The organism is Tetragenococcus koreensis, from assembly GCF_003795145.1.
GTDB lineage: Bacteria > Bacillota > Bacilli > Lactobacillales > Enterococcaceae > Tetragenococcus > Tetragenococcus koreensis.
On sequence record NZ_CP027786.1, the window covers coordinates 2,668,639 to 2,688,588 of the forward strand.

17 protein-coding genes, 1 tRNA gene and 1 pseudogene are annotated in these 19,950 nt (G+C 36.3%); 15 read left to right on the forward strand and 4 right to left on the reverse strand.

The features are described from left to right. Positions 1–35: 35 nt before the first annotated feature. From C7K43_RS12805 to C7K43_RS12815, 3 genes are read right to left on the reverse strand one after another with little or no spacing between them, the layout of a single operon-like run. Positions 36–557 carry a VOC family protein gene (locus C7K43_RS12805; RefSeq protein WP_124007155.1) on the reverse strand — a complete coding sequence of 174 codons (522 nt, stop codon included), beginning with the start codon at positions 555–557 and terminating at the stop codon, positions 36–38. A 27-nt stretch (positions 558–584) separates the two neighbouring features. After that, entirely contained in the window at positions 585–1,517 is a 933-nt protein-coding gene (locus C7K43_RS12810; RefSeq protein ID WP_124007156.1) for an aldo/keto reductase, read from the reverse strand. A gap of 37 nt (positions 1,518–1,554) precedes the next feature. Then, on the reverse strand, positions 1,555–2,343 hold the full coding sequence (locus C7K43_RS12815; protein WP_157977757.1) for an SDR family NAD(P)-dependent oxidoreductase: 789 nt from the start codon (positions 2,341–2,343) through the stop codon (positions 1,555–1,557). A gap of 226 nt (positions 2,344–2,569) precedes the next feature. Between C7K43_RS12815 and C7K43_RS12820 the strand changes: the two genes are divergently transcribed. From C7K43_RS12820 to C7K43_RS12885, 14 genes and pseudogenes are all read left to right on the forward strand, one after another. Beyond that, complete coding sequence (locus C7K43_RS12820; protein ID WP_124007158.1) at positions 2,570–3,391, forward strand: AraC family transcriptional regulator; 822 nt, start codon at positions 2,570–2,572, stop codon at positions 3,389–3,391. A 332-nt stretch (positions 3,392–3,723) separates the two neighbouring features. Then, positions 3,724–4,917, forward strand: coding sequence for an MFS transporter (locus C7K43_RS12825; protein WP_124007159.1), 1,194 nt, complete (start codon positions 3,724–3,726; stop codon positions 4,915–4,917). A 168-nt stretch (positions 4,918–5,085) separates the two neighbouring features. Then, entirely contained in the window at positions 5,086–6,171 is a 1,086-nt protein-coding gene (locus C7K43_RS12830) for an NAD(P)-dependent alcohol dehydrogenase (protein ID WP_124007160.1), read from the forward strand. A 374-nt stretch (positions 6,172–6,545) separates the two neighbouring features. Continuing rightward, positions 6,546–7,637 carry a baeRF6 domain-containing protein gene (locus C7K43_RS12835; protein WP_124007161.1) on the forward strand — a complete coding sequence of 364 codons (1,092 nt, stop codon included), beginning with the start codon at positions 6,546–6,548 and terminating at the stop codon, positions 7,635–7,637. A 369-nt stretch (positions 7,638–8,006) separates the two neighbouring features. Continuing rightward, positions 8,007–8,881, forward strand: a pseudogene (locus tag C7K43_RS12840) (LysR family transcriptional regulator). 218 nt (positions 8,882–9,099) lie between these two features. Continuing rightward, the gene (locus C7K43_RS12845) at positions 9,100–9,417 is read left to right on the forward strand and encodes a carboxymuconolactone decarboxylase family protein (protein WP_124007162.1); all 318 of its coding nucleotides are present in this window, start codon (positions 9,100–9,102) and stop codon (positions 9,415–9,417) included. Between the two features lie 72 nt (positions 9,418–9,489). Next, a complete protein-coding gene (locus C7K43_RS12850; protein ID WP_124007163.1) occupies positions 9,490–10,470 on the forward strand; it encodes an aldo/keto reductase in 981 nt (326 codons plus the stop codon). A gap of 104 nt (positions 10,471–10,574) precedes the next feature. Further along, positions 10,575–10,946 carry a MerR family transcriptional regulator gene (locus C7K43_RS12855; RefSeq protein ID WP_124007164.1) on the forward strand — a complete coding sequence of 124 codons (372 nt, stop codon included), beginning with the start codon at positions 10,575–10,577 and terminating at the stop codon, positions 10,944–10,946. A 17-nt stretch (positions 10,947–10,963) separates the two neighbouring features. Further along, complete coding sequence (locus tag C7K43_RS12860; protein WP_124007165.1) at positions 10,964–11,746, forward strand: aldo/keto reductase; 783 nt, start codon at positions 10,964–10,966, stop codon at positions 11,744–11,746. A 187-nt stretch (positions 11,747–11,933) separates the two neighbouring features. Continuing rightward, entirely contained in the window at positions 11,934–12,584 is a 651-nt protein-coding gene (locus tag C7K43_RS12865; protein WP_124007166.1) for a GntR family transcriptional regulator, read from the forward strand. 248 nt (positions 12,585–12,832) lie between these two features. Further along, positions 12,833–14,077, forward strand: coding sequence for a transposase (locus C7K43_RS12870; protein ID WP_124006266.1), 1,245 nt, complete (start codon positions 12,833–12,835; stop codon positions 14,075–14,077). Positions 14,078–14,289: 212 nt separating this feature from the next. Next, positions 14,290–14,363: transfer RNA gene (locus C7K43_RS12875), tRNA-Asn, on the forward strand. Between the two features lie 175 nt (positions 14,364–14,538). After that, positions 14,539–15,561 (forward strand): acyltransferase family protein, encoded by a 1,023-nt coding sequence (locus C7K43_RS12880; protein WP_124007167.1) that lies wholly within the window; start codon positions 14,539–14,541, stop codon positions 15,559–15,561. A 60-nt stretch (positions 15,562–15,621) separates the two neighbouring features. Continuing rightward, positions 15,622–16,950: a C1 family peptidase gene (locus tag C7K43_RS12885; RefSeq protein ID WP_124007168.1), complete on the forward strand. Its 1,329-nt coding sequence runs from the start codon at positions 15,622–15,624 to the stop codon at positions 16,948–16,950. Between the two features lie 77 nt (positions 16,951–17,027). Here C7K43_RS12885 and C7K43_RS12890 read toward each other — a convergent pair whose 3' ends face one another. Continuing rightward, a complete protein-coding gene (locus C7K43_RS12890; RefSeq protein ID WP_226996678.1) occupies positions 17,028–18,206 on the reverse strand; it encodes an MFS transporter in 1,179 nt (392 codons plus the stop codon). 249 nt (positions 18,207–18,455) lie between these two features. On the opposite strand from C7K43_RS12890, the gene C7K43_RS12895 reads away from it, so the two are divergent. Further along, complete coding sequence (locus C7K43_RS12895; protein ID WP_124007169.1) at positions 18,456–19,847, forward strand: L-cystine transporter; 1,392 nt, start codon at positions 18,456–18,458, stop codon at positions 19,845–19,847. Positions 19,848–19,950 lie beyond the last annotated feature (103 nt).

Here is a 19,950-nt window from a genome sequence, read left to right on the forward strand (position 1 = left end):
TTATAAGCCTTTTTTTGATTTTGTTCAAAAATTCCTTATGGTGTAAATCTTCTAGCTTCGCTATCGCTTGGATAATTGATTTTGTCTTGGTCATAACTTATAAGTTCGATTAAGGTTCCCCAAGGCAGATGACCGTAAACAAATTCTCCGCTGCCTTCTTCTGCGTCTCCTAATATGCCGCCAGGCTCTGACAATAATTCTCCACCTGCGTCAACAAATCTTTTAGCTGCTTGTTGCATATCATCGACATAAAAGCCAAAGTGCTGGATCCCTATATCAGAGGCAATTACTGGTTCTTTTTGTTCTGTATTTTGGTAGTTGAAAAGCTCAATGCTAGCTCCGTTGTCAAAGGCTAACATACGAACGTGGATAACTTGTGCGCCGGGCCTAACGCCTAATTTTTGCTCAACATCGGCGCCTTTCATAGGTTCATCACCTAATTTTTTATTATCATAAGAAATTTTAGCGTCAAAGGCATCTTTGAAAAATTTTGTTGCTTCTTCAATGTCAGGAACGGTCATTCCAATATGATCAATGCCGCGTGTAATACTCGCCATATTTAAAACACTCCTTAAAAAATTTATTTAATTAAAAACAGCATTGATTTTCTCAATATCTGCTTCTGTTAAGTTTACATTCATTGTTTGAAGGTTCGAATCCAGTTGTTCTGGACGTTTCGCTCCAGGGATAATTGCATCTATCACTGGAAGGTTTAAATAGAAAGCTAGAACAACATTGGCAACATCGACTTGGTGTTTTTGGGCAATTGGACGTAATTCGTCGACTTTGATTAAGTTTTGCTTGAAATTTTCTCCTTGAAAATCTTCAGAACCCGCTCTTAAATCATCAAAGGTGTCTTCTTCACTGTATTTTCCTGCTAATAAACCACTTGCCAGTGGGAAATAAGGGATAAAAGTAATGCCGTTTTCTTTTAGATAAGGGAAGAGTTCATCTTCAGCTTCACGATGAAGAAGACTATATTGTCCTTGGAATACATCGATGCCGCCATTTTTATTGGCTTCCTTGAGTTGATCGAGGGTAAAGTTTGAAACACCAATCGCTTTGATTTTTCCTTGCTCTTTTAATTCTTTCAACGTCGCAATGGCTTCATCCTTAGGTGTGTTTTCATCAGGATAATGTAGATAAAATAAATCGATATAGTCTGTTTGCAGTCTTTTTAAAGCCACATCAACAGCTTCTCTTATAAATGCTGGACTATTATCTAACACATAATCGCCATTTTCTTTCCTATGAGCGGCTTTAGTCGCGATGACTAAATCTTCTCGGTTACCCATTTCACTAACCACTTGTCCAATAAGTTCTTCTGACCGTCCAAAACCATAGTAAAAAGCTGTATCGATAAAATTGAATCCTTTATTAATCGCATCTTTTAATAATTGTTTGTTTTGTTCTTCATCAAGATTTGGATAAAGGTTATGCCCGCCAATGGCGTTTGTTCCTATTCCAATCGGATTAATTTCTAAGCCTGTATTGCCAAGTTCTACTGTGTAAGCCATAAATACTCTCCTTATAAATGCAAATTTTTATTTTAACTTATCCTTTTAATAGTGTTTCGCCGCCATCAACCACAATTTGCGCTCCTGTTATACGCTTTGCTGCATCTGAGGCTAAAAATGCGAAGGTATTTGCGATCGCATCTGCTTGATTTTTCTTTTCCCCAAGTGGGATGGCTAACTCAGGTACTTCGTGAACTGGCGTTAATTTATCTAATTGTTCTGAAAAACTACCGGAATCAAAAATATTGGTTTCAGAAGCCCCTGGATTAATACTATTTACTCGGATATTATATTGCGAAAGCTCATAAGCTGCCATTCTAGCAAATGCAGTAATCGCCGCTTTTGACGTACTATAAGCTGTAAAGCCTAATTGGGAAAATTGACGAACACCACTAACTGAAGCAGTGACGATAATACTACCGCCGTTTTCCTTCATATAAGGAATGGCTGCTTGTACGACATGAAACCCACCATTGATATTTGTGTTAATGGTTTTAGTCCAATCGTTTTCCGCAAAATCTTCGATCGGAGAAACACGACCTAGTATGCCGGCATTGGAATAAACAACATCTATTGTTTGATAGGCGTCTCCGACAGCTCGAAAAGCGATTTTTATTTGTTTTTCGTCGGTAACATCTGTATGTGAGAAAGATAGTGTTTCTGTGCCATATGAACCAATTTCTTTTGCAGTTTCTGTTAAATCATCTTTATCGATTAAAGCAAGTGCTCTAGCGCCTTCTTGAGCGGCACGAATAGCTGAAGCTTTGCCAAAGCCTGAAGCAGCGCCAGTGATAACAATGACCTTATCTTCAAGTGAATTTGACATACTCCCATCTCCTTTCAAAGTTAGCTTATTAAAATGTTGATGCATTTGTTAGTAATTTATACAAATATATCTCAACTAATCTTAGTGTAGTCCTAATTTAACTATAAAGTACATGCTTTATTTTGGCAAAATACATAAAAAGATGATAGATATTGCGATTCCGTCTTGAGTTTTTTAATAAATCGTTTTATGATTTGTGTATTATCTAAGTGAGAGGAGTTTAAAAATGGAGATAATAAAAGAGCCCCAATTAGATTATTTAGGAACAGTAGCCAATAGCCCCCAATGGACTTTCCCATTACACGAACATTGTAATCACTGCGAATTAGTTATTATCTTAAATGGAAAAGGAAGGATGATCATTAACGACAAAATCCATTATGTAGAAAGAGGAGATGTGATCATTTACAATTCTAAAACGTTACATGAAGAATTTTCCAACGCCCAGTCTCCCATTGAATTTATTTATTTTGGTATTCGATCTTTGAAAATAAAAGAATTAGAAGACAATACCATCCTTCCGATCAAATGTAATCCAAAAATGAATATGGGAAAGTATTTTCCTACAATTGAAACACTGGTCTCTTTAATTTATAAAGAATTTTCAGATAAAAAAGAAGGTTTTGAATCGATTTGCTCCGCACAATTAAGTACAATTATCCACCTCATTCACCGTGTATCTTTTCGAAACGAAAGAAAAAATAAATTTGAACCCATTAATAGCCAATTAATTAAAAAATATTTAGATGAAAATTACAAAAAAGAATTACAATTAAAAGATATTGCTAAGGAGTTCAACATAAGCACTTATTACCTTTCTCATCTATTTTTCGAGAGTTACCAAGTTTCACCAATTAATTATATTAATAATAGACGGATAGGCGAAGCAAAACTTTTATTACTCAATACGAATAAAAAAATCAAAGAAATTGCGAACTTGCTTGGCTACACTGACGAAAATTATTTTTCTCATTTTTTTAAGAATAAAACCGGAGAATCACCACTAAACTATAAAAAGAACGAGTTAACCAGAAGGATTTCTAACTAATGGTTTGCAAAAATGAATAAACTTTATTGAAAACACAATCAGAAAGCTGAAAATACTAATAAGAAAAATCGACAGCAATTTTTCATTAGTATTTTTTCTTTTTCAAACAAATGCATTGACTAGGCACAACGATCTTGCTACACTATCTCGGTGTCTTTTTACAGGTATTTTCAAATAATAAAAGTAAAGGAGTGATAATAGTGACTTGGATTTTGGAATGGGGAGAAAAATGCAAACCAAAGCTGGGAAAACACCTGAAAAAATTTAATGGCTTGTATATACCAAGCCACTATTATTACTTTAAAACAATTTAATGAACGAGGTGTTTTCCCATGCAAAAGTTTAAAGTTCAAAGTTTCATCTTAATTTTAGTTTCTTTTCTGTTAGGTTTTAGTGAATTTATTATTGTCGGTATTTTAGATGATGTAGCAGCATCTTTTGCCGTTGATGTATCTACTGCCGGTTATCTGGTAACGATTTTTGCTTTAGCTTACGCCATTAGCACACCCATCGTCACTACTTTCATCGGACAACGACGGTTACTAAATGTTTTGCTCTTATTAATGGGCATTTTTACCATAGGAAATTTAGTCACAGCTCTAGCTCCAACTTACACTATTTTAACCATTTCTCGTGTGGTAGTCGCGATTGTTTCTGGCTCAGGGATTTCTGTGATTATGGCTTTTGGTACCTATCTAGCGCCTTTAGAAAAACGTGCTTGGCTAGTTGCTTGGATATTTTCTGGTTTTAGCATTGCTTCTGTTTTTGGTGTTCCTTTGGGTACCTTGCTAAGTACGCAATTTGGATGGCGTTCTGCATTTTATTTAATCACGGTGCTTAGTTTTATTCTGTTGTTTTTTATTAAAATAAGTCTTCCAGGTGATCTTCGACAATCGACTTCAGATTCCAACCGAATTTCTGATCAATTAGCAATTTTTAAAGATCGACGGATTCAATTAAGTGTTTTCTTAACGATGTTTAGTTTAGCTGGGATCTATGTTGTTTACACTTATTTACGTCCTATTTTTTCTACTGAATTAAACATCGCGCCTTCTTTAATTACCTTAGCTTTTACTGCTTATGGTTTCATGTCACTTTTAAGTAATCAATTGAGCGGAAAAATCGCCGAAAAACGTGGATTATTAACGATGCCTAAGGTTTATATTGCCGAAATTTTCATATTAGGGTTTTTGCCCTTACTCTTAAATATTCGCTGGTTAGGTTTTCTTGACTTAATGCTTTTAGGTTTGACCATGTATTTAATTAATTCTCCTATTCAGTTGCATATTTTAGGAATTGCTGAAAAAGAGTTTCCTCAATCGATGGTGTTAGCTTCTTCCTTTAATTCGATTTTCTCTAATATCGGGATTGCGATAGGTTCTGCTTTAGGCGGACAAATTGGACAAAATTTTGGTATGCAAGCTTTGGGTCCCGGTGGTGCAGTTCTTGCTGCAATTACATTAGTATTAACTTTGATGTTGAATCGCAAGAATGCCAAAGTTTCTGCTGAAAGGGTAGAAGTTTAATACTAAGAAAATGTGTGCTTTTCAAAGAATGAAAAGCGTACATTTTTTATAATGGCTCTCTTTTTCGTAGATTAAATAATATTGTGCACGTTTACACATAAATATAGCTATGTTAATATGTAATTGCTTACAAATATAAAATTATTTGTTTACGAGGAGGAATTGTTTATGACAAGCGAAGAAAAAACATTACCAACCACTACTAGAAGTGCTGTGTTGCAAAAAGTTTTTGATTTAGAAGTAAAAGATACACCGATCAAAAAGATGGAACCCACCGACGTGATGATCAAAATAATGGCTGTGGGCATTTGCGGTTCGGATGTTCATTATTATGATACTGGTCGAATTGGCAATTTTGTCCTTGAAGCACCTTTAATTATGGGTCACGAAAGCGCTGGACAAATTGTCGCTGTAGGAAATGAGGTCCAAGATTTTAAAGTAGGGGATCGCGTCGCTATTGAACCAGGAATTCCATGCGGGAAGTGTGAATATTGCCGCACAGGTCGTTATAATTTGTGTCCAGATATGGAATTTATGGCTACACCGCCAGTAGACGGTGATTTGACGCAATATATTACCTATCCTGCAGATTTTGTTTATCCTATTCCTGACGATATGTCTTATGAAGTAGGGTCATTAAGTGAACCTTTTTCTGTGAGCGTTCACGCTGCCCAATTGATGGATATCCAACCAGGAAAAACAGTGTTTATCTCTGGCGCAGGCCCAGTTGGTTTGTTGTCGATCCTTGCTGCTAAAGCTTTCAACGCTGGAGACATTATCATCAGCGATGCGGAAGAGAGTCGCCTAGCAATGGCCAAAGAATTTGGTGCTGCACATACAATTGATGTCACTAAAAAAGATGTCAAAGAAGAAGTTAAATCGTTTACAGATGGCGAAGGTGTGGATTATGTCATGGAAGCTTCTGGTAATAATGGTGCTGAAAGTGACGCTTTATTGACGCTTAAACCAGGGGGCAAAATTGCTTACATTGGCATGCCTGCCCAAGATACAACACCGCTAGACATTACCTTTATGACTACCAATGAACCACAAATTTTTGGCGTATTCCGATATGCGAATACTTATCCATTAGCGATTGAGATTTTACATGGCCAAATGGAACTAGCCAACCGCTTGCTTACAGATTTCTATAGTCTAGATGAAGTAACCGACGCTTTTGAACGGACGCGTACCGGTAAGTCAGATTCACTTAAAACGATCATTTATCCGAATGAAAAATTACGCGATGAATAAGTGTAGTTTATAAGAAATTTAGCAAAAGTTAAAATGGACAGTTATTAATTTTTGAGCAGTCACGTTAATTTAGAGTGACTGCTCTTTTTACCTAAGTAGGAAATTTTCCATATTATCATAATTTTTATCCTTGGTTAGTTTTTAGCGATGCCAAGCAAATAGTCGTGTTAGTTTTAGAGGATTAAATGCTTGATAAATAAAGCAATGATAACTTACTTAGCTGTTTCAAAGGCTTTTATTTTACAAAACTAAAAAAATATACTAAAGTGAAATTAGTGTTTTTATAACAAATATTTACTGAAAGAAGGCAAACTATTAATATACAAAAATTAGTTACTTTTCCAAATGAAGTATTGGATTTTGAGAAAAAGGCAGTGATTACTTTATCGATGCCACTGCATGTAACGGATGTATCCTCTGAAAAAGATACTGTACAATTAAGGAACCTTTTAGATGAAGCTTCCAATAATCTCAAACAGTCGGATGTTTTTGACCGTAAGGAAACTTTGACATTAATAGATCAAGTGGAAAATGTTCGTGAATACGAAGATCAATTAGTTGACTCAGATGGTGGATTGATCCTATATATCACAACAGACAATGCTTATTATTACCATGTGGATGTTCCACCCGTCAATGAAGTGACGTTTGATCATCGTCCTAACATAGTGCCATTAATCAAAAATTACCAATATGTTAGAAGCTATCATGTACTGCTTTTAAATCAAGAGGGCATTCGTTTGCTTGAAAAAAGTGGGGGTCAGTTATTTGAAATTGATCTAAAAGAAAACGATGAAGACACTTCCGCTACACAAGATGCCGCGTTGGGCGCTGACTCAACTGGTACAAAAGGTGATTTTGGTTCTAATGATACTTCTGAAGCAGGCTCTGGAGAATTTAACTCTGAGCATAATGACAGTATCTTTGAAAAACAATATGATCTAAAACATTATTTTAATACTGTTGATAGATATGTTGAACGGAATTATTCAGACAAAACAGGTTTTCCACTTATCTTATTTGGGGTAAAAGAAAACCAAACAGCTTTTCGTGAAGTATCAGAAAATAATTTCTTATTAGAAGAAAACATTGAAGAATCTGCTTCACAACTTCATGATGATCAAATTCAAGAAAAAATCAAGGAAAAAGAAGAAGAGATCATTCAAAAACAAGAAGACGAATTAATCGATCGTTTTGTTGAAACAACGCCAGAATATCGGATTGATGATATCCCGCAAGACTTGGCATTAAGCGCTATGCAAGGGCAAATAGAAGAATTAATTGTTGAAGAAGGATACACACCAACCGGTTCGATTGATGAAAATGGTGCTTATCAAGATAATGAACGTACTGATTATCTTTACCAATTAGTGAATTTCGTGTTCAATACTGATGGTAATGTTTATATCCTGCCAGAAGAACAAATGCCTGAAAACGTAAAAATAAGCGCAAGATTGCGTTATTAATTTAGACGAGGTAGTACATTTTTTAATAAATAATCGTTGAAAAGGACTGGTACAGCAATTTAGTATCAGTTCTTTTTTTGTCTATTGTATAAAGAGAAGGGAAAATAAAGGCTGTATAGAAATAGTAACATTGAAATTAACTCAATAATATTTGACTTAAAGTCCACTTTAACGGGTAAGCTAAACTTGTCGTGGAGAAATTAGAAGTACTGCGAACTCGTTCAAATATAATTAACCGAACCTTAAGTATAGAAGAGAACCATTGAATGGCTAATCTTTACTTAATACCATAGTTATAATTTTCCATAAAAGTAAAATAAGTATAAAATCAATATGAATGTTCAAGTAGGATACAGGAGGGTTTAAACTGTGGAAATAAGAAAGCTTAGATATTTTCTGACTATTATTGAAGAAAAAAGTATTACACAAGCAGCAAAAGTGCTTCATATTACGCAACCAACGCTTAGTAGACAAATGAGAGAACTAGAAGAAGAACTTGAAACGGATTTATTCATTAGAAAAAATAGAAAAGTTTTCTTAACTGAAGCTGGAAAAATCTTAAAAAGTCGCGCTGAAGAGATCCTTATACTAAATGATAAAACCGAACAAGAATTTCAAAACAAATCACAAGAATTGTTAAGCGGACAGCTATCTATAGGCGCAGTTGAAGCGGAAAACTCAGATACACTGGCTACATTTTTAGAAGAAATGTTAGCCGAGCACCCACAGGTAACGTTCAATATTTATAGTGGTACAGGAGATAATATCCTTGATCGTTTAGATAAGGGATTATTAGATGTAGTCTTATGTCTGAGCCTATTTCTACAGAAAAATATGATAAAGTCATTTTGCCCAAAAAAGAACGCTGGGGTCTGCTTGTTTCGAGGAGCTCTTTTTTAGCAAGCAAATCAGAAATTCATTCAGAAGAATTAGTCGGGTTGCCTATCATCAGTCCCTTTCGATTTGATGTGCAGAAAATGATTTATTCCTGGACAGGGCTGGAAGTAAAGTTAAATATTATAGGAACTTATAATTTGATTTTCAACGTATTCTCGTTGGTAGAAAATGGAATTGGTCTTGCTTTAGCGATGGAAGGAGCTATTTCACCTAGACAACCAGATTCTTTGAAATTTTTACCATTAGTACCCGAAATTAAAACAAATTGTGTATTAGCATGGAGGAAAAATACGACTTTATCACCAACGACTGATATTTTTATTAAGAAAGTGAAAAATGCTTTTTAGGCATGACGTGCAACTTTATAAGTATTGGACGTTAATTATCGTCGGCTGTAAAATGAACTTACGTGCATGATAGGTTATTTTGTACCTTCGACAATAAGATGCTTGTTTTAATTCAGTTATTATGCAAGGGCTAACATATTACAGGACAGGTGTCTTTAAAACAAATACGTTGATTGAGACTTGGCTTGAATAGCACAAACTAAAGGGAGGAAACAATTATGGCAAAACAAACAGCAGGAAGAGATAATTTAGGTAAATTTGCACCACAATTTGCAGCATTAAACGATGATGTTCTATTTGGAGAAGTATGGGACAGAGAGCAACAAATGTCTCCTCATGATCGCAGTTTGATTACTTGTGCGAGTCTGATGACACAAGGGGTTCCCCAGCTAGAAGCCCATTTAAATATGGCTAAACAAAACGGCGTGACGAAAGAAGAAATCGTTGAATTAATTACCCATTTAGCTTTTTATGTAGGTTGGCCTAAAGCTTGGTCCGCCTTTAACTTAGCGAAAGAAATTTTTACAGAAGAATAATCATCAATTTTACTCTAGTTTGTTTAGAGCTTTCTAGGGTAAGTTTCACTTACGATAAAAGGAGGTCTTTACGTGGAATATGTAAAATTAGGTAATACGGGTCTGGATGTTTCAAGAATTTGCTTAGGAGCTATGAGTTTTGGCGATCCAAAAAATTGGATCCACAAATGGGTGCTTGAAGAAGAAGATAGTCGCCCAATTATTAAACGAGCTTTAGAGTTAGGTATTAATTTTTTTGATACAGCTAATGTTTATTCTTTAGGTGAAAGTGAACGAATATTAGGAAAAGCGTTAAAGGATTTTGCTCAACGTGACAAGATTGTGCTAGCGACGAAAGTGCATCAAAAAATGTTTGATGGTCCTAATGGACAAGGTCTTTCAAGAAAGGCAATCATGTCACAAATTGATCAAAGCCTACAGCGTTTGCAAACGGATTATGTTGATTTATATATTATCCATCGTTGGGATTACAATACGCCGATTGAAGAAACAATGGAAGCTTTGCATGATGTGGTTAAATCCGGTAAAGCGCGGTATATTGGAGCTTCGGCAATGCACGCTTACCAATTTCAAAAAGCGAACAGTGTGGCTGAAAAAAATGGTTGGACCCAATTTATTTCGATGCAAAATCATTTGAACCTAATGTACCGTGAAGAAGAACGAGAAATGATTCCTTACTGTTTAGACCAAGGGATTGGATTAACGCCTTATAGTCCTATGGCTTCAGGAAGACTGGTCAAACCGATTGAAGAAACAACATTAAGAAGAGAGACGGACCCCGCTCAAAAAGAAAAATATGATCCCTCTGCCAAAAAAGATCAAATCATTATTCAACGTGTGGCAGAAGTAGCTGAAAAACATCAGGTAAGTAGGGCACAAGTTGCTTTAGCCTGGTTATTACAAAAAGAAAATCTTGCTGCTCCAATCGTTGGCGCAACAAAAATAAAAAACGTGGAAACGGCTGTAGAAGCAGTAGATTTCCAATTGCCAGTAGAGGATGTAAAGTATTTGGAAGAACCTTATGTTCCGCATAATGTTGTAGGTTTTTCTTAAACTCAATAAACAGTTGAAGGAAGTGACCAACAAGAAGCTTTTTTCAACTGCAACAATACATAACTTTGACTGTCGGTTGATAATAAAGCAAAAGGAGAATTTTTATGAATATTTCAGAAGTTGCTGCTAAAAATAAGGTAACACCAGCCACATTGAGGTATTATGAACGACAAGGTCTATTACCACCAATTAAACGCACAGACTCTGGTATAAGAGAATATTCGATTGACGACCTGAATTGGATAGAATTTATTAAATGTATGCGTGACTCAGGACTTTCCATTGACTCTTTAAGCAGGTATACACAGCTTTATCAGCAAGGAGATGGAACGCTACAAGAAAGAAAGCAAATTCTTATTGAAGAATATGAAAAATTAATAGAAAAACAAACACAAATAAATGAAACAGTAACCAGATTAAAAGGGAAAATCAATAATTATGAAAGTAAAATAAAAAACTGCGAAGCGGCCTTTTAGGTTTTGGCGTGTTTTAAATGGATGATTTAAATCAATGTGAAGAAAGTGTACTCCATGCTTTAAAAACAGGCTACCGTTTAATTGATACGGCAGTTGCATATGAAAACGAAGAAGCCGTTGGCAATGCTATTAAACGTAGTGGTATTAAACGTGAGGAAATATTTATTACCTCAAAAGCATGGATTTCTTATGATGGATATAAAAAAACGTTGCAATCTTTTGAACAAACGCTAAAAAAATTACAGACAGATTATTTGGACTTGTATTTAATTCATATGCCACTTGGCGATTATCATGGAACTTGGCGCGCTATGGAAGAACTATATAAAGCTGGAAAAATTAATGCCATTGGCGTATGTAATTTTTTAGAAGATCGTTTGGTGGATTTAATTCTTAGTCATGAAATTGTCCCAGCGGTTAATCAAGTAGAAATGCATCCTTTTAACCAGCAGCAAGAATTGCGTAAAGTCATGGGAAAATATGATATAAAAACGATGGCTTGGGGGCCTTTTGCTGAGGGAAAAAATGGCATTTTTACTAATGAGGTACTAGTGAATATCGGTAAAAAATATGGGAAGAGCGCTGCACAAGTGATTATTCGGTGGTTTAGAGAAAAAGGCGTGATCACAATTCCAAAATCGGTCCACCCAGAAAGAATTGAAGAAAACTTCCAAGTGGATGACTTTACATTAACGAATGAAGATATGGAAGAAATTGAAAATTTAGATTTAAAACATTCACTGATTTTAGATATTACTAGTTTAGATGAAATTTATCGTATGCATGGAGAGTGGCATTAAATGAGATATACAATATAATGTTTCTACTTTACTGACGTTCTTTCACAAAACGAGTCGGATGCTAGCTAAATAATGGCTAGTGTTCGACTCGTTTTAATTGTTACACAGGAGTTTCTTGCTTTCTTTTTAACGATTATGTTATTATTTCTTTCGCAAAATACAATTGGAAAACTGGGAGATAGGGCTTATGGAAAAAAATTTAGAGTCGTCTAAACGAGTAACTTTACCACGTTACCAGCAAATCGCTGTAGATATTGCGGAACGAATCGTTGAAGATCGATATAAAGTAGGTCAAAAGATCCATGCACGTTCGACTTTAGCAAGCAATTTTAATACCTCTTCTGAAACAGCCCGCAAGGCAATCAACGTCTTGGTCGATCTGGAAATTATGGAAGTCCAACAAGGCAGCGGCACCTTTGTCGCTTCCAGAGAAAATGCGAAAATTTTTGTGGAAAAATATAAAAATGTACAATCGATTCAAGAAATTCGGCAAGATCTTTTAGAAAGTGTTCAGCGCCAAAGAGAGGAATTAAATCATTTTTCTGAATCATTGAAGTCTCTTGTTAATCAAACGAAAAAAGTGCATGATATTTCGACCTTTGTTCCTTTTGAATTAAAGTTGACAGAAAAAGCCCAGCATTTAGAAGAAAGCGTGACAGATTTGAATATTTGGCAAATAACAGGCGCAACCATTGTAGGAATTCAAACAGATACTGAATTACTGCTTTCACCTGGCCCCTATGCCAAATTAAGTGCGGGAAATACTGTTTACTTTGTCGGGCATGAATTAAGTATGCAACGCATGGAACAGCTTTTTTATTCGGATAGTCAAGCTTAGAAGGGCTTAGATTGTAAGTTTTTTTTTTGACAAAGAGCCAATACGGCGTTATTTGAATTTACCCAAAATCTGAAGGGCCTATCCAATAAAAGAAAACTGCGCCGTTATCCCCAGTGGGAAACTGGGCAACGGCGCGGTTTTTCTTTATCCACAAGGCCAATCTGTGGACACAAAAAGCCTTCCGCTATGGTATTATTAAGTTGCACCAAAACAAACCATAAATAACGAAAGGCTAGGTGTATTATACCATGAATCCGACCGATATTTATCAAGTAAAACGAGATTTTTTTCAATTTTCCCAGAAACTCGCGCAAGGATTGGCCAAACCGGATCAAAAATTTATATTCGATATGATTTTTGGCATGGTCAAAAGCCAGTCCCCGCTCCTATCTGATATCGCACGCGCTTTAGAAGAGGATACGCGTCTTCTTTATACCGTGAAACGTTTGTCCCGTCGTGGGGCGGATTTTGACGATTTTCATCCCTTGCACCAAAATTATTTACAAACCATTCAACCTCATTTGCAGGAAGATATGCTGGTCATCGTCGATAACTCCGATATCACGAAGCCTTTCGGCGAACAATTTGAAGCGCTCGCTCGTGTTCATGACGGCTCGCGTGATGGCATAGAAAAAGGGTATATGTCAGCCAATATCGCCATTGCCTCCCCCAGGACGAAACATCCAATCCCGATTTATTCCCATTTGTTTTCGGCTGCGGAAGAATATTTTGACAGTACCAATGTGGAAACCTATAAAGGATTAAACCTGGTGAAGCATTTATTTCAAGAAAAACCCTATACGCTCGTTATGGATCGTGGGTACGATAGTAACGATATGTTCACATTTATGCACAAGCAAGACGCTTCCTTTATCGTTCGGCTCCAAGATAAGCGCTACCTAAAGTATCAGAATAAACGGATCAAGGTGCCTAACTTAGCGTTAAGAAGAAAAGGGAAAATCGCGTTTTCTTCGACCATTAAAGGCAAAAACTATGCGTTGAAAGTCTCTCATATTCCCGTAGAACTTCCCTGTTTACCGAAAGTTCCCTTAAATATGGTGGTCGTCTACGGCTACGGTCAAAAACCCATGAAATTATTGACCAATCACCCCATTAAGAACAAAGAAGACGTCCTAACGATCGTCAAAGCTTATATAACGCGTTGGCGGATTGAAGAAAATTTTCGGGTCCAAAAACAAGAATACCACTTAGAGAAAGTACGTACGCTCCACCTCAATAGCTTACGCTTGATCCATTGTTTCGTGAGTTATTTGATCGGGCATCATAGCCTATTATTAGAAAAAGAAACGTGCTATGTCAAACAAGTGCTTCATCGTGCCAAAGCCACGTTCTCGGACCAAAAGATCCGCTTGAAGCTGTACCGCTTCATTCGAGGGCTGGCCGAGATCCTTCGATTTGATTCGACGGGGATTCAAGCCTATAAAAGGGTGAAAAAACGGCCCAGGGCTCATCAACTCGCGCTCGCTGTGTGAAGCGTTCATTGAATATTTTTAAAAAACGCACATTATTTTGTGCGTGCTATTTGTGTGTCTTATTTTCGCAAAAGTAGCCCCTAATAATTGTTCAAAAGGAAAAACCAATAAAATAACATAGATTGCACGATCTTTTACGTAAAATGGGTAAATTCAAAAAAATTACAGCTTGCGGTTTTAAAATTAATTTGTTATATTCATCGTATAATTATTCCGGCATAGCTCAGTTGGTAGTAGCGCATGACTGTTAATCATGATGTCGTAGGTTCGAGTCCTACTGCCGGAGTATTCAATGGTAAGCGTCCAGTTTTTGGACGTTATTTTTTTACTCCGCGTTTAATTAAATGTTACAAGGTAAAAAAAATGTTGTTTTTTTTTCGTAAAAATGCAACTAAATTGCAACAATTTTCAGGTATAATATATTTACAAATAGACTGTAGAAAAGTTGGTGATTGAGTTACATGGCAAAGAAGAAACGGGATCCTTATTTTGACAATGCAAAATTCTTACTAATGATCTTAGTTGTCTTTGGGCATATGATGCAGCCTTTTATTGAAAACGCGCAGTGGAGTCATGATTTATATTTTACGATCTTTGCTTTTCACATGCCGGCTTTTATTTTCATTTCAGGTTTTTTCGCTAAATCATTTGATCCACAAAAAAAGGAATCAGTAGCAATTAATTTTCAAAAATTTATTGTACCGTATATATTTTTCCAATGGGCCTATTCGTTGTTTAATCGGCTAAGTGGAGCAGAAGAACATTTTACCTTTCAACTTGATGTACCCAACTGGTCATTATGGTTTTTAATTAGTTCCTTTTTTTGGCAAATTTCCTTGTATTTTTTCAGGAAAGTACCAGCAAAAGCAGGAATTACGATTAGCATATTGATTAGTTTATTAGTAGGTTATACGCCTTTTATCGGCAGAGAGCTCACTTTACAGCGTACAGCTGTTTTCTTACCTTTTTTTATTATAGGTTATTATCTCCCTAAAGATTTTGTTGAACGGTTTAAGAATTTTAAATATAAAAAGCTATTTGCATTGGGCTTTGCTGCTATATATTTGTTAGTCAATTATTTGAACGAAGTTAATAAATATATGTTTTTTGGCTCGAAGCCGTATGATGACTTTTTGAATTTTCCAGAATGGGGCTTTTTAGTGCGGATTGTCACCTTTATGTTGGCAATTATTGGCATGTTAGCCTTCTTTTCTTTGGTCCCGACCCGAGAAACAAGTTATACCAAAGAAGGGAAATATACATTAATCGCCTATCTTTTGCATGGTTTCTTTATTAGAGGAATGCGAGCCTTTGATCTAGAAAGTGTAAACTTAGGATTCCCAGGTTTTATTGCTTTGGCTTTGGCCAGCATTTTATTGACAACCGTGTTAGCGAGTGAACCGGTTGGAAAAGTTTATAACAAAATTGAACAGTATTTTTTAGGCAATAAGAAAAAAGGAGACCCATCTTATAATGGCTCCTAGTTGTCTTTGTTAAAAGGATGGCGTAGAATGATTAGGTAAGTTTTAAAAGGAGATGAAAGTATGGCTGAAATAAAAAATGAACTGACAGCAAAATTTGCTGCAGATTTCAAAGACAATAAAAAGCAACAAGTAGTACAAAATGCCGTGACCAAAAATGGGATTTCTAATTCGGCTGAAAATCTAGCAGCTCAATCGAACAATGTACCTGTATTTTCAATTGATTTGAAAACCGGAAACGTGGCTAACCAAAAACAATCTGGCCGTTGCTGGATGTTTGCGGCGCTGAACACTTTTCGCCATAAAATTTTGGATCACTTTGACCTGAAGGATTTTGAATTATCCCAAAACTATACGAACTTCTGGGATAAATATGAAAAATCAAATTACTTTTATGAAAATATTTTGGCAACGGCAGATCAGGAAGTAACTAGCCGTAAGGTAGCCTTTTTATTAGCAACGCCCCAACAAGATGGTGGCCAATGGGATATGATGGTTTCTCTCTTTAACAAATACGGCGTGGTGCCTAAAGCAGCTATGCCTGAAAGCAGTAATTCTTCTAATTCACGTGATTTAAACAATTATTTGAATAAAAAATTACGCAAGGATGCAGCAACCTTACGCCAATTAGTCGCTGATGGTGCTTCTGAAAGTGATATTCAAACCAAAAGAGAAACGATGTTACAAGAAGTTTATAATCTCTTAGCCATTTCACTTGGTACACCCCCAACGGTTTTTGACTTTGAATATCGCGATGAAGAAAAAGAATACCATATTGATCGTGATTTAACGCCTAAATCTTTCTATGACAAGTACGTCGGCGTTGATTTAGATAACTATGTCAGCATTATCAATGCCCCAACTGAGGATAAGCCTTATAACAAATCATATACAGTAGAAATGTTAGGTAACGTTGTAGGCGGCAAACAAGTGAAATATTTGAATGCTGATATGGAAAGTTTTAAAAAATTGGCGATTGCACAACTAGAACAAGGAGAATCTGTTTGGTTTGGTTGTGATGTAGGTCAATCTTCTAATAGACAAGGTGGAATTATGGCACTTGATGTCTATGACATGAACGAATTATTTGATGTCGACTTTACGACGACCAAAGCTCAACGCTTAGACTATGGCGAAAGCTTGATGACTCATGCGATGGTACTAACAGGGGTAGATATCGTTGATGGGAAATCAACCAAATGGAAAGTCGAAAACAGCTGGGGCGATAAAGTTGGTGATAAAGGATTTTTCGTGGCAAGCGATGCTTGGATGGACGAATATACTTATCAAATCGTTGTTAGAAAAGACTTACTAACAGACGAACAACTAGCTGCTTATGAAAAAGAACCCACAGTTTTAGCACCATGGGATCCGATGGGCGCTTTGGCGTAACAGCGTTTATAAGCTCCTTTTATAAAAAGAAACCCGAACGATTTCACATTTAAAGTGGATCGTTTGGGCTTTTTTCATTAATCTTGTTTCCGAAAGACAAATAAGTGGAAAATAATTGCTAAAGCTTGAAAGAGCAAAGCGATTAAAGTGACGCCGGTCCAACCAGCGGCTCCCCACATTGTGGTACCTAAAAAAGAACCCACCGCACCACCAATGAAATAAGAAAACATAAAAACTGTATTATTCCGATTGCTAACTTGTTCGCCTAAATTTTGTACGCGCGTTTGATTAGCTACTTGACCAAATTGGTTGCCTACGTCTAATAATACAATCGAAAGAACCAACGGAAAAATGTGAGTAGCAAAAAAGTGTAAGATAATAAAACTACTTGTTTGCATGAGAAGACCTATCCATACAATCGTACGTTGTGCATATTGATCAGATAACTTTCCTACAATAGGAGCGGCTAATGCACCTGATAGCCCAAAAACAGCTAACACACCGGCTGCAAATGTTCCCCAATTATAAACTGGACTGCTGATGTAAAAAATCAGCGTGGACCAAAAAATAGAAAAGGTACCAAACATGAAGAAACCAGAAACAGCAGCTTCGCGTAACACTTTTTGGCTTTTAACCAATAATGGGATACTTTTTAATGAAGCTGAATAAGAAAGTTTTGTGTTTGCGGTTGTATCCTTTGGCATCTTGATCGTGAGTAAGATCGTTAATAGAATGATCGCAATGGGAGCAATTAAATAAACCGAACGCCAAGGTAAAATGCTAGCGATGATGCCAGAAAAGGTACGCGATAATAAAATCCCCACTAACAGACCACTTAAAAGTTTGCCCATCACTTGTCCACGTTTTTCAGGTCCAGCTAAGACAGCGCCGTAAGGAATGATAATTTGTGGGACAACAGAAAGTAAGCCAATGATAAAAGCTGAAAAAATAAATAGTTGGAAATTTGGCGCAAAAAAAGCGCCTAACAACGATAAGGATGATAAGGCGGCCATTGTAATAATGAGTCGTCGTTTATTTAAAATATCACCTAAAGGAACAATCAACAGTAAACCTAAAGCGTAGCCTAACTGGGTTAACATTGTGACACTACCGATTGCACTGGTACTTGCCTGAAAACTTTCAGCGACCTGAGTGCCGATGGGTTGGATATAATACATATTAGCGACAACAATTCCGCAAGTCGCTGCTAATAAAAAAATGAACTGTTTTGTTAAATAATTGGAATGATCTTCCACAAAAATGCCTCCTCTACAACATTTGTAATTACTATAGCACAACTTCACAAAAGCTAAAAGGCGTGAACTTACTAAACAGAAGTGTAAATATTAGACAACCAATGGACGGCTAGTTATAATGAAACCGTCACTAATGATTTTTTCACACGTGTTTTCATTAGAGTGTACTGTTGAAGAATGGTCACTAGGAACCTTTACTTCCCTTGACGGACTTGTCATTATACGTAGAAATTTAAAGGAGGAAGTTAAATGACAAATCTGCTCACTGTAATTGTTTTACTTTTATTTGCTGCAGTTTTATATGTGTTTTATCATATGCAAAAAATACATGCGAAGTTTTCGACGCGTGTATTTACTGGTTTGTTTGCAGGTATTCTTTTTGGCGGACTTTTACAACTAATTTTTGGTACAGAAAGTACGGTTGTTGAACAGTCGCTTGATTGGATATCAATTGTTGGCGACGGCTATGTATCTTTTCTTCAAATGCTTATCATGCCGCTAGTTTTTGTTTCCATTGTGAGTGCATTTACTCGTATGAAAGAAAGCTCAAAGATTGGAAAAATCAGCTTTTCAGTGTTAGCGACGCTGTTGGGAACAGTTGCAATCGCTGCATTGATTGGAATTTCGATGGTAATGCTGTTTAATTTGGATGGCGCTCAATTTACTCAAGGCGCCGAAGAATCTAGCCGAATAGCTGAAATTACTGAGCAACAATCAGAAGTGCAAAATTTATCGATTCCTGAACAAATACTTTCCTTTATCCCAGTAAATGTGTTTGCGGATCTTGCTGGTAGCCGGGATACAAGTACGATTGGTGTCGTAATCTTTTCAGCCTTTGTTGGTATTGCTTACCTAGGAGTAAAACGCAAGCAACCTGAAAAAGCTGAAATATTTAATCGCATTATTGAAAGCTTGTACAGCATTGTTATGCGTATTGTAACGCTTGTTTTGCGTCTAACGCCTTTTGGTGTGTTTGCTCTAATGACTAATGTGTTAGCAACAAGTGATTTTGGTGCAATTGTTAATTTAGGTACATTTATTATCGCTTCTTATGTAGGATTAATCATTGTATTACTTGTACACAGCTTATTATTAGCTTCTGTCCGAGTGAATCCATTGACTTACTTTAAAAAATCATTCCCAGCATTGAGCTTTGCATTTACTTCACGCTCAAGTGCCGGTGCGTTGCCAATGAATCTTGAAACTCAAACCAAAGCGTTGGGAGTAGAAGATGCTACAGCTAACTTTGCGGGTAGTTTTGGTATCTCCATTGGACAAAACGGTTGTGCTGGATTATATCCAGCGATGTTAGCTACTATTGTAGCGCCTACTGCTGGTGTGGATATTTTTGATTGGCGTTTTATTTTAATGTTGATACTAGTAGTAACGATTAGTTCGTTCGGCGTTGCTGGTGTTGGCGGTGGTGCAACGTTTGCTTCATTGATCGTATTGAGTTCAATGAACTTGCCTGTGGCTATTGTCGGACTGGTTATATCCGTTGAACCGCTAATTGATATGGCAAGAACATTAGTTAATGTCAGTGATAGTATGGTCGCAGGAGTTGTAACTAGCGCAAGGCTACATGATTTGGACCGCGACACATTAAATGATCCAAATAAAGTTATTTCTGGAAATGAATAGCAATGAAAAGAAGAGTGCGTGTGCTCTTCTTTTTTTGTTGAAAATAAGGTTGGTATAAGACGTATAAAAAAATTTTTGTTATACTTATATTATTGGAAGTTTA